Source organism: Microbacterium jepli (assembly GCF_047237905.1).
Lineage (GTDB): Bacteria > Actinomycetota > Actinomycetes > Actinomycetales > Microbacteriaceae > Microbacterium.
Genome location: NZ_JBDFLW010000002.1, coordinates 34,117 through 44,728, shown reverse-complemented (window position 1 = coordinate 44,728; position 10,612 = coordinate 34,117). Strand labels below are relative to the sequence as shown.

10 protein-coding genes are annotated in these 10,612 nt (G+C 67.4%); 7 read left to right on the top strand and 3 right to left on the bottom strand.

Annotation, left to right across the window (positions count from 1 at the left end; all coding sequences use genetic code 11):
- The first annotated feature begins 219 nt into the window (after window positions 1-219).
- Window positions 220-1,263 carry a helix-turn-helix domain-containing protein gene (locus ABC304_RS00640; RefSeq protein ID WP_171024262.1) on the top strand — a complete coding sequence of 348 codons (1,044 nt, stop codon included), beginning with the start codon at window positions 220-222 and terminating at the stop codon, window positions 1,261-1,263.
- Window positions 1,260-2,405: a hypothetical protein gene (locus ABC304_RS00635; RefSeq protein WP_412928412.1), complete on the top strand. Its 1,146-nt coding sequence runs from the start codon at window positions 1,260-1,262 to the stop codon at window positions 2,403-2,405. Before ABC304_RS00640 ends, ABC304_RS00635 begins: the two co-directional genes overlap by 4 nt.
- On the opposite strand, the gene ABC304_RS00630 is transcribed toward ABC304_RS00635, so the two are convergent.
- From ABC304_RS00630 to ABC304_RS00620, 3 genes are all read right to left on the bottom strand, one after another.
- Entirely contained in the window at window positions 2,356-2,952 is a 597-nt protein-coding gene (locus ABC304_RS00630; protein WP_138174614.1) for a hypothetical protein, read from the bottom strand. The two genes, ABC304_RS00635 and ABC304_RS00630, sit on opposite strands and share 50 nt — an antisense overlap.
- A 31-nt stretch (window positions 2,953-2,983) precedes the next feature.
- Window positions 2,984-3,310 (bottom strand): MarR family transcriptional regulator, encoded by a 327-nt coding sequence (locus ABC304_RS00625; RefSeq protein WP_138174612.1) that lies wholly within the window; start codon window positions 3,308-3,310, stop codon window positions 2,984-2,986.
- Window positions 3,311-3,488: 178 nt separating this feature from the next.
- The gene (locus tag ABC304_RS00620) at window positions 3,489-3,812 is read right to left on the bottom strand and encodes a hypothetical protein (RefSeq protein WP_138174610.1); all 324 of its coding nucleotides are present in this window, start codon (window positions 3,810-3,812) and stop codon (window positions 3,489-3,491) included.
- A 281-nt stretch (window positions 3,813-4,093) separates the two neighbouring features.
- On the opposite strand from ABC304_RS00620, the gene ABC304_RS00615 reads away from it, so the two are divergent.
- Genes ABC304_RS00615 through ABC304_RS00595 form a run of 5 tightly spaced genes read left to right on the top strand, consistent with a single transcriptional unit; the run spans window position 4,094 to window position 10,561 of the window.
- Entirely contained in the window at window positions 4,094-4,816 is a 723-nt protein-coding gene (locus tag ABC304_RS00615) for a TnsA-like heteromeric transposase endonuclease subunit (protein ID WP_363344458.1), read from the top strand.
- The gene (locus tag ABC304_RS00610; RefSeq protein WP_138174608.1) at window positions 4,813-5,124 is read left to right on the top strand and encodes a hypothetical protein; all 312 of its coding nucleotides are present in this window, start codon (window positions 4,813-4,815) and stop codon (window positions 5,122-5,124) included. Before ABC304_RS00615 ends, ABC304_RS00610 begins: the two co-directional genes overlap by 4 nt.
- Window positions 5,125-5,184: 60 nt before the next feature.
- Window positions 5,185-7,320, top strand: coding sequence for a DDE-type integrase/transposase/recombinase (locus ABC304_RS00605; RefSeq protein WP_171024260.1), 2,136 nt, complete (start codon window positions 5,185-5,187; stop codon window positions 7,318-7,320).
- Window positions 7,317-8,474, top strand: coding sequence for an AAA family ATPase (locus ABC304_RS00600; protein ID WP_138174604.1), 1,158 nt, complete (start codon window positions 7,317-7,319; stop codon window positions 8,472-8,474). The genes ABC304_RS00605 and ABC304_RS00600 overlap by 4 nt, the downstream gene beginning before the upstream one ends.
- Complete coding sequence (locus ABC304_RS00595) at window positions 8,471-10,561, top strand: TniQ family protein (protein ID WP_412928411.1); 2,091 nt, start codon at window positions 8,471-8,473, stop codon at window positions 10,559-10,561. The genes ABC304_RS00600 and ABC304_RS00595 overlap by 4 nt, the downstream gene beginning before the upstream one ends.
- Window positions 10,562-10,612: the final 51 nt, after the last annotated feature.

The following is a 10,612-nucleotide window of genomic DNA, read 5'->3' as shown; positions in this document are numbered from 1 at the left end:
CACGTGAAGATGGCCGTTTCTATGTCAACTTGGCCCGCACTTGGCCATTCGGCCAAGTGCGGTGGATGGATTTGGCATCGACGTGATCGGGCGGCTCATCTCCGTCGACCCGGTCTGGCGTGGGGTCGCGGTCAGAGTGGGCTGTTCACATCCAACACGCGAGAATATTTCTGCACATGGATCGCGCGATTGTCGGAGGCGCTGACTAAGATGGGAGTCATGGCAGAGTTTGCTTCTGATCGCCGGACCGGCCGGGTGATGCTCGGCACGGTCCGAGTTGCGCGTGGGTGGACGCAGGGTGCGTTGTCCGAAGCCACGGGGATCTCGCAAGCGGTGCTGTCGAAGGCGGAATCCGGGCTGGTGGAGTTGGATCCCGACCGCCTGGAGAAGCTGAGCGGTGTGCTGCGTGTTCCACCGGTGCTGCTGACGGTCCCGGTGGATGAGGGAGCGGCGCCGTATGTGTTCCATCGCAAGCGCTCCACGTTGCCCCTGTCGGTGGCGAACCGGTTGCGGGCAGAACTGGAATTGCTGCACTTGCAAGTGACGGGGCTCGTCGCGGGAGACACGCCGGTGCGGCTTGTGCGGCACCCGCTTCCGCCCGATGGCTTCGATACTCCGGAGGAGATCGCGCAGGAGGTGCGTGCGTCGATCGGTATCGCGTCCGGTCCGCTGGAAGACCTCGTGCGCTCGCTGGAGGATGCCGGGGTTGTGGTGGTGAAGCGATCGTTGGGGTCGGAGCGGATCGATGCGATGGTGAGCTGGCCGGAAGGACAGCGACCAGTGGTGCTGCTGGGAGATCACATTCCGCCGGATCGGCAGCGGTTCTCGCTGGCGCATGAGCTTGCGCACGCGGTGATGCATCAGGTGCCGTCGGAGACGCAGGAGTCTGAGGCGGATCGGTTCGCGGCGGAGTTCTTGATGCCGGCGCAGGATGTGCGCATGGATCTGGCGGCGGCACCGGTGACGATCCCGGGCTTGGCACGGTTGAAGTCGAAGTGGCGGGTGTCGATCGCGGCGCTGCTGCGGCGTGCGGTGGATCTGGATGTGATCAGCGAGGGCCGTTACCGGCAGTTGAACATCGAGCTCTCCCGCGCCGGATATCGGAGCGTAGAGCCGGTAGCGATCGCCGAGGAACATCCTGGTCTGATCGACCGGGTGGTGCAGCAGCGGCTGAATGAGGGTGAGAGCGTCGCAGAGCTCGCGCGCGACGCGTTCCTGGTTCAGGACGAGTTCGAAGACCTTTACGTGAGGAGCGCAGCATGACCGATCGGGCCAACATCGAGGTGGTCGACAGCTCTCTGGTTTCGCGGACGACGCGTGAGTCGCTCGCCGGTGCCACGCTGGTCGAGCGCACTTTGGGCGGGCGAGTGTTCACGATGGCTGGCGGTGAGACGATGCAGACCGCCCCGCACGTGAACATGGAACACGGCGGCATGGTGTTGTCGGGGCCGACGGCTCTTCAGACCGCCTGGCGCCGGCGGGCGCGGCATCAGGATTTGGTTTTCCTTATCGAGCCGACTTCGGTGCTCGCTCCGGCGACGGCCGAGCGCCCGTTGATTATCGATGAACCGGTGGATGCGCTCATCGCGCCCACGGTGGAGGAGACTCTCCAGGCGCAGCGCGATGCAGGCGCGGCGGTCGCGGTGATCCCAGCGGGGTTTGTGGACGTCGCAGACCCGGGGGCGCTTAAGGCGGTCCTCGCGGCTGCGGACAATATCGACCGCGACGACGTGATCCTCCCGTTGGCCGTCCATCAGAAGTGGTCGACGCCGGATCACATCTCGCAGTTGATCGCGGTCGCCGCGCGGAGCCGTCATCCGGTGGCGTTGGCGCTGGGAGCGAAGGCGGGTGATCCTCTGAATCTCAAGGGGGCGCCGGAGTCGTATCGCCGGTTCTTCGGCGAGGTGAAGGGTGCGGTGCCGTGGCGGGCGGACTTCGCTGGCATCGATGCGTTCGCGTCCGGCGCTCGCGCGGCCGTGATCGGGCAGATCCCGAGCCTGCGGCGCCTGCCGGTGCCGGGCAGCCGACCGTACTCGAGTCGCCCTGGTGATCGCACGCCGCACGTGCTGATGCCGGAGCTGATGCGATTCGCCCGGTCCAGCGAGATGCACCTGAAGTGGTTCGCCAGTGCGACTCCGTGGCCGTGCCCGTGTCGCCACTGTGAGGGACGCGCGGTGGACTCGTTCACCGGCTCCGATGAGGATCGGCTCCGGGCTCACCTGCACAATCTGGCCGCGCTGGACGAGATCGCAGGTATCGTCACCTCGATGGGGACCTCTCAAGTGGCACGGTGGTGGAATCAGCGTCTGGCGGAGGCTGAAGCGGAGCATGTTCGGCTCGCCCAGCACACGGGTGTCATGATCTCGATGCCGCCGACACTTGCCCGGTGGCGGTCGCTGAGCTGAGCGCCTGGCCGTAGATGCGCTCAGCGAACAGCCAGGAGGCGCCAGTGAACCGGGCGGGCTGGAAGGGCGCCGACGCGGCGACGGTCCGCTCGCCGTTGGCGTCGGCCACCGTAACGCCGACACCGTAGAAGGTTGCTTCGAGCAACAATATCTCGTCGAGCCGTCCAGAGGGGACGACGAGTCGACGACGCCCGTAGGGGGCGAATGTCGTCGCCAACTGCAGGGTGCTGCGACGGAACGGGCCGAACACCGATATCAGCCGCACCGTCACGGGAGGCTCCGCTCTTCGGATGAGAGTGGACTGGCTGCGGGCGACGGCGCGCTCTTCGGCGAACCCGCAGCGGACGGCTCGCCGAGCCAGGCGCCGCTCGTACGCATCGAGGCCCGCGAGGGCGGTGGGCTGATCGACGGGGAGCGTCAGCAGGAACCGCAGAGTGTCCAGGTCTTGTACAGACCCCGCCGCGTTTGTGGCGCGGCGGCGCTGGATCTCCGGGAGGTGAAGCTCGAGGTCGACGTGGACGCGATGGGCACCGGTTTGCCAACTCACCCCGGACGTCCCGGCGACGGTCGTGGAGGGGCTAGCTGTCATAGGGGCCTCCGATGCCCAGGGTGTCAGTCACCTCGGACGTGAGTTGAGATGCCGCCTGCCATACGAGATGGTCGCGACGCTGGTAGGCGAGGGTGCGTTCTCCCTCGAGATGGCCCACGACCTCGATGAGGCCGGCGCGTTTGAGTCGTGCGAGCATGCCGTGCACGATGCTCCCGGCCAGGCCCGTGGCCCGTTCGATGGCGGGAGCGTTGAACGTTGCGTCCGGTGCCTGCGAGATCTGCCACATCACGGAAAGCATGTGCTCGCTGCCGAAGACCGCCTTCGACAGCTCGGCCGCGCGGGCAAGGGTTGGCACCTACCCAGTCTAGATCAAATTCAAGATTCATGAAACATGGAGAACGCACCAGTGTGTGCTCTGGACGCCGCACCTTGCGAATTCGGCAGCGGTGGCACGTGGTGGCGCGACGCACGTCGAACACGTCGCTCACCGGTCGGTCGCGACCGAGCTGTGGGTCGATCCGGGGCGCCGTGGGTTAGCTGGCGGCTCGATGCTGCGGGATCTCGGGCGCAGCTTCGGCGTACTCGCGGGCGGCGCGCATGTAGGGGTTGTCGCGGACCTGGTACAGCGTGGTCTTCTCCCCGGGCACACGGCCCAGGTACTCGATGAAATGCCTGGACTTCAGCCTCTTGATGAGCGGGTGGATGATCCCGCCGGGCAGTCCGGTGGCGTCGATGATCTGCTTCGGGGAGAACGGTTCATCGCCGTGCCGGGTGATCTCGACCAGCACGGTGTGCATGTAGCTGTTCCCGAAGAGCGCTTTGGAGTCTTCGGGGGCAATCGGGTGGATCGCCGTCATGCTCCGAGTGTCTCATATGCGTCGGACGCCGCCGACTGGTCGGCGGAGGTTTGTTGTGTATCTGACAGGCGCAACATCGCGCTTGGTAGTGAATGTGACATTTACTAGTGATTAGCTGTTTAGTGATTTAGTACAAAGCTGCTCACTTCTTTCTGTGGCGTCGGTGAGTTCCGCTGCGCGGTCGCGGGGCAACAGCATGTGTTCATGCGCACGCACCGCTGTCAGGTTCCGACCGGGGACACGGGCGATGGTGAGCTGCGGGCCGGGGAGCCGGGTCGGGGATGATCGCGGTGGCGTCGACGATCCGGATCCGTATGATGCAGGATCACGTCGACGTCGTTTCGCTGCCGGATGCCCGGTTGGGGGTGTTCGCGGCGGCGGTGCCGTGGCGTGAGTTCCGCTGGTACCGCAAGCAGCGTCACTTCTCCGGCTCGTACTGGTCCGCGACGATGCAGGCGCCCGTGGGGTACGAGTCGCGGCTGGAGTACGCGAACCTGCTGCTGTGCGACTTCGACCCGCGAGTGGACTGGATCCTGTCCCAGCCGTTCCTGATGGAGGGCGACGATCACGGCACGACCCGCAGGCACATCCCGGACTATCTGATCTCGCACACAGACCGGTTGGTGTGCGTTGTCGATGTGAAGCCGGCGGCGAAGCTGCAGGTCCCGGCGGTGCGGGACTCGCTGGACTGGACGCGGCGGGAGGTCGAGGCGCATGGCTGGGAGTACCGGGTGTGCTCCGAGCCCGATCCGGTGCTGCTGGCGAATGTGCAGTTCCTCGCCGGGTACCGGCGCAGCTTCCAGTTCGATCCCGGGCAGGTCGATGCCGCGGCGACCGTGCTGGGAGCCGCTGTGACGTTCGGGGAAGCGGTGCGTGCCGTGACTCCGATCGCGGGAGAGCAGCGGTTCGCCCGTTCCCTCGTGCTGCACCTGCTGTGGACACAGCGTTTGCGCACGGACCTGTCCCACCTGTTGAGCACGACGAGCGTATTGGAGCTGACATGAGCGCACGAGACGACCTTCGACCTGGCACTCCCTCCCTGCTCTTCGAGGAGGCTGGCCCGGAGCGGTCGACGAGATCGGAGCGCGACCGCGAGGCCGACACGGCGCGAGCATGCGAGGCGCTGGGCATCCCCGTGGCCCTGCCGGTGCCCCCGCAGTCACCGAGAGCGGACAAGGAAGCGGCAGCCCAGCTGCTGCGCGCCGTTGAGGAGTACCTGCGGCAAGTGCTCGGTACGCGCGTCGTGCAGCCACCGGCGCGGCATCTTCGCGTGACGGCGGAGAGCGGCTCATCCCTCCGTGACACGGCCTGAGTCCCGGCACCCGATCCCCGACTACTCACTTTGAGAGGAAGCATGATGATGGATAGCTGGATGCTGCGACCTGGGATGGACTTCGTCTACGACGGGGAGGCGTGCACGGTCGCGGAGATCGCTGACGGGGCGGTGATCATCCGCGACCGCACGGGCCGGCACCGCCGACTCCGGATGGTCGACGTGCTGCGCCCCGCCGCCGAGGGCGGCAAGGCCCACATCCCTGGCCACACGCGGGAAAGGGATGCTACTCCGCTGGGGGTGCTGTGGGCGGACGCTACCGACTCCGCGAAGGCACGCACCATGGAGCGCGCCGACCACGTCCGCGAGGTGCTCACCGGATACAAGTCCGGCACTCCGCAGATCCCGCGGGAGGGTGAGCCGCGCCTGGAATACCACCCGCAGCACAGTCTGCGACAGCGGACTGCGGCGAAGGCGACCGAACTCGGGAAGGGCGAACGGACCGTGCGCCGCTGGGTGGCGCAGTACCGGGAGTCCGGGGAGGCGGGCCTGATGGACTACCGGTCCTCCCAAGCCGGAAACGCGCTGACCGGGTTCGACCCGCGGTGGATCGCTACCGCGCAGACGGTCCTGGATGAGCAGACCCCCGAAGCGAAGGTCTCCAAGAAGATCATCATCGACCGGATCAATGCACGCACCGAGCGCGTCCACGGCCCGGGGACAGTGAAGCGCCCCTCGCGCGCGAGCGCGTACAACGCGCTGGCTGAGCTGGATCGAGGCCGGGCCACATTCACCGGCCCCACCAAACGCAAACGGTCGACCGCGAACCGACCCTCCGCACCCTACGGGCGGTTGTCGGCGGTCCGGCCGGGCGAGTACGTGCTGATGGACACCACGCCGCTGAACGTGTTCGCCGTCGCCCCGGTGACCGGGAAATGGGTGTCAGCGGATCTCACGATCGCGATGGACCTGTACTCGCGGTGCATCCTCGGACTGCGGCTCACGCCGGGTTCGACGAAATCGATCGACGTCGCCGGCGTGCTGATGGAGGCGCTGCAACCGTTTGATACGCCCACGGATTGGGGCACGTCCGCTCGCTGGCCGTACCACGGTCTGCCCGACACGCTGCTGGTAGACCCGACCCGTACGAAGGTGTCCCGGTTCACCCGCGCCGGCATCCTGCCGGAGACGCTGGTCGTCGACCACGGCGCCGCCTACCTGTCGGAGCATCTCACCAGCGGGTGCGCCCGGTTGGGGATCTCGATCCAACCCGCCCGGATCTACCAGCCCACCGACAAGAGCCCCGTGGAACGATTCTTCCGCACCCTCGACGACCTGCTGCAAGAGCTGCCCGGCTACAAGGGCGCGGACGTCGCCGGACGCGGCGAGGACCCCGAAGCAGAGGCCGTCTACACGGTGCCGCAGCTGGAGCAGATCATCCGGGAATGGGTAGCCACCGTCTACCACCTTCGTCCCCACAGTTCGTTGGAGGATCCAAACCTGCCCGGGGTAAAGCTCAGCCCCGCGCAACGATACGAACAGGGCCTGGCTGTCGCGGGACAGCTGCGTCTGCCCACCGACCGGAACGTGCTGCTGGAGCTGCTGCCGGTGGTGAAGCGGCAGTTCAACCACTACGGGGTGGAGATCCACAAACTCCGCTACACCGGCGAGTCGGTCGCGAAGTACCGCAACCGGGCCCGGTCGATCCACCGCGACAAGGGTACGGAGTGGCCATTCTTCGTCAACCCCGACGACCTCACCAGAATCTACTTCCACGACCCCGAGGACCACACCTGGCACACCCTCGAATGGGAGCACAAGGGCAGCTTCGACACCCCGTTCAGCCTGGACGCGTTGGAGTACGCGAAGAAGATCGCAATCCGGCAGGGTCGCCCCTCCCAGGTTGACGACGTCGCCGCGCAGCTGCTGGAGGACTGGGGCGCCGGCCGTGGTCTGACGCCATCGGAGCGGCGGATGAGCGCCCGGATGGCCGCACAGCTGAACGACAAGGAACCGGACCCGGACGGGGTGTGGTCGCTACGCACCGTGCAACGGATGCTCGACGCGGAACTGACCGCCTCGTCTGATCTCGGAACCGAGCTCACCGGCTCCGTCCGCGACCCGCGCCGACGCGTCGACACGCCCGAGACCGGTGATGATGACGACGAGGACGACATCGACGAGCCCACCATCCGCGGCGATTACCACTTCGAACCGATGGAGATGCTCCGATGACCAGCCCGACGAGCGCCCCGCAGCAGCCGCCCCGCCAACGGAGCCTCTCCACCTACGAGGGCTGGACAGACTTCGCCGAACGGCCTCCCCGCGCTCGCCCTGAGGAGCTCTCGCGCGCCCAGCTGGAGTCGTTGCCTGCTCGCGATCGCGTCGTCTACGACTTGGAGCGGCGGGTGTGGCACGCGAACATCCTGCTGCGCACACGGCAGGTAGAGGACATCGAACTGCAGCTGGCGGACATCCTCGACTCCAACCTGCAGGACTCCGACCGGGTGAAGTCAGCCGCAGCGATCGACGCCCCGCCGGCGCTCGGGAAGTCGACCGTGGTGAACAACTTCGGCCGCGTGTTCCACCAGCAGCGGATCGCGGAGGCCGGGGGATGGCTGGACGCGGACAGGGACGTGCGGCACCTGCCGGTGTGTCATGTGACGCTGACGGGGCGGCTGACGATCAAGGGCCTGCACATGATGATCCTCGGCTTCTACGCCCACCCCGCCACCGCCGGCATCCTGCACCGCTCCATGGCCGGCCGGGACCTGGCCCGGGCGGCGGCGGAGTGCATCGAACGGCATGACACCCGGCTGGTGATCGTTGACGACCTGCACTTCTTGAACATGCGCACCCGCGACGGGGTCGAAGTCGCCAACCAGCTGAAGTGGCTCGCAAACGAATACAACGCGACGTTCTTGTTCGCCGGCGTCGCCCTCCGCGCCCGCGGCCTGGTGGGTGAAGGGGAGACCGGCCGGGAGGCGGCGATGGCGCAGACCTTCCGCCGATGGACCGTCCTCGGGCTCAGCCCCTTCACGCTTACCCACAAGAGGGGCAGGGAGGAGTGGGACCGGCTGCTATTCGGCGTCGAACAAGCTCTCGTCCTCACCGGTGCTCGCCCCGGGATGCTGGTCGACCTGTCCCGGTACCTGTTCGCCCGCACCACCGGCAACATCGGATCCCTCATGGACCTGATCCGTCGCGGCGCGTCCCGCGCGATCCGCACAGGGCGGGAGGTCATCGATCGGGAACTGCTCGACGACATCCGCATCGATGAGGGCGCGGAGACGGAGCGCCGCGAGCTTGAGGCGAAGCTGGATCAGCAGCTGCGAAACCACCAGGCACGCCGCCGCAAGAACCAGGACGGCGAGGCGGCCGCCGCATGACCACGACGTCGACGATTTCCTATGAGGTGCGGGTGCTGCCGTTTCGGGTGCGGCCGCTGCCTGATGAGCCGTTCGACTCTTGGCTGGAGAAGATGGCGGCCACCTATGGGGCGACGATGAACGAGATGGCCTGCGCGCTCGGCCTCATCGAGCAGCAGGAGGGTGTGGCGGTGTCGGCGACCGCGTGGATGGCGGACAGTTGGGCCACCGCGCTGACTGATGAGCAGGCGTCGCGGCTCGAGGCGTCGACGGGCATTCCGGCGGATCAGTTCCAGGAGATGACGAGAATGCGGTTCGCGCACCATGCGATCCGGTACACCCGGCGGGGGCGGATCAGTTCGCAATGCCCGGCGGCGGGGACCGCGGGACGCTACTGCCCGGAGTGCCTGGTCGATTCGGGTGGCCGGTGGCGGATGTCGTGGCAGTTCCCGTTCGGGTTCGCCTGTTTTCGCCACCGCCGCCTGCTCGTGGACCGGTGCCCCGTGTGTGATCGTCCTGCCCGGTACCGTGCCCACCCGCTCGCGCTTGTTCCCGTTCCTGGCCGGTGCCACAATCCCGTCCAAGGGCCGGGACGGGGCCCGCAAGCGAACCGGTGTCGGGCCGACCTCACGGCCGACCCGACCCGCACTCCAGTGTCGCGGGCGGTCCTGGATGCGCAGCGGGCGTTGATGCGGATCGTTTCCACCGGCGGGGCAGGGTTCGGGATCTATGCGGAGGCGCCGCAGCCGGCGGTCGCGGTGCTGGAAGACACTCGGTTGCTGTCCCGTACCGCCCGGCACGCGATTGCCGCCGGCGATCGCCTCGACATCAGTCCGCTTGGTGAGGAGCTCGTGGCGCTGTTTAGGGCGAGCGAGGATTGGACGACGGCAGTACGGGCACGACCGGATTCTGCCGTCGGGGCCGCCGTCGGCACCACCCTCGCCGTCACCGCACTGGCGAAGCCGGGCAGTGTCGCCGCGCTGCTGCAGGGGCGGCTGGCTCAGAGTTCGTCGTACACGGCGCACACGCCGCAACTGCAGACCCTGATCGCGGCCGCGCTGGGGCGTCGTCGCCGGCCGACGGTGTTCCTGCAGTCCGCACCACCGTCAGGGGTCAGCCCGGTCGAACGAGCGCGAAAGGTACCGGCACAGTTGTGGGGCGAGTGGATCACCCGGTACGCGCCGCAACGGGTCGGCAGTGAGGTGGTGGCGTCGGCGTTGGCGGCGGCGGTGGTGTTCACGGGCACGAGGCTCACACACTCCGCCGCTCTTGCATTGCTCGATCCGCAGGCGCCGGCCCGCCAGGTGACCCATGTGATGCGTGACCTCGGTCGCAGCTCTCATGACGTGGGCACCCTGCACGCGATCCTCCGGCTGGCCGCGTTCCTCGATACGCATGACGTGCCCGTTGACTACGCCCGACGTCGCGCCCTCGACTACAGCGGGATCCTCCTCGAATCCCAGTGGCAGGAGGTGTGCCGGGTGGCGGGGGTATTGGCTGGGGGTGGACGACGATGGCGTTTGGCCCGGGCGCTCCTGCACCGGACACTGTCGGGGAATCCGATCCATTCGATCCCGCCGGAGTGGGATCAGGCAGGGGTGACCGCGCCGGCCGTCGCCCGCTTCGCCGATGGACTGCCGTCAGCGGTGCGGACGGGACTCGACCAGCTCGCCGCGGACTTCCTTCTCGTCAACGGCATCGATGAGCCCGTCACATGGACACCCGAGCCTTCGGACGGTGTCCCGGACGCGCCTGCGGCGTGGGCGCGGAGCCGCCCAGCACGATCAACGGCCGCGGACGTGATGCCTCCCGATGTGTTAGCGCGGGCGTATGCGGCGGGGGAGTCGACGTACGAGATCGCCGCGGACGTGAACGTGTCCCGGCAGACCGTGGGCCGCATCCTCGCCGACACGGGCACCAAGTCGCGTCGCGGACGACCCCCCACCTTCACCCTCGATTCCGATTGGCTACGCGACCACTATGAGACGCAAGGGAGGACTATGGCACAGATCGCGCACCTTGCCGGATGCAGCGAGATGACCATCAACCGGCACCTGCACGCCGCCGGCATCACCGTCCGCCCCCGCGGGAAAGCAGGGACGTCATGACAACTGAGAAGCGAACCTCCCGTCGGCTGCAGCAAGCCGCCAGGGAACGCA

Bases quoted from the DNA above. Each gene is read 5' to 3' on its own strand.
- ABC304_RS00640 (WP_171024262.1), top strand. From the start codon at position 220: ATGGCAGAGTTTGCTTCTGATCGCCGGACCGGCCGGGTGATGCTCGGC.
- ABC304_RS00635 (WP_412928412.1), top strand. From the start codon at position 1,260: ATGACCGATCGGGCCAACATCGAGGTGGTCGACAGCTCTCTGGTTTCG.
- ABC304_RS00620 (WP_138174610.1), bottom strand. From the start codon at position 3,812: ATGACGGCGATCCACCCGATTGCCCCCGAAGACTCCAAAGCGCTCTTC.
- ABC304_RS00615 (WP_363344458.1), top strand. From the start codon at position 4,094: ATGATCGCGGTGGCGTCGACGATCCGGATCCGTATGATGCAGGATCAC.
- ABC304_RS00610 (WP_138174608.1), top strand. From the start codon at position 4,813: ATGAGCGCACGAGACGACCTTCGACCTGGCACTCCCTCCCTGCTCTTC.
- ABC304_RS00605 (WP_171024260.1), top strand. From the start codon at position 5,185: ATGCTGCGACCTGGGATGGACTTCGTCTACGACGGGGAGGCGTGCACG.
- ABC304_RS00600 (WP_138174604.1), top strand. From the start codon at position 7,317: ATGACCAGCCCGACGAGCGCCCCGCAGCAGCCGCCCCGCCAACGGAGC.
- ABC304_RS00595 (WP_412928411.1), top strand. From the start codon at position 8,471: ATGACCACGACGTCGACGATTTCCTATGAGGTGCGGGTGCTGCCGTTT.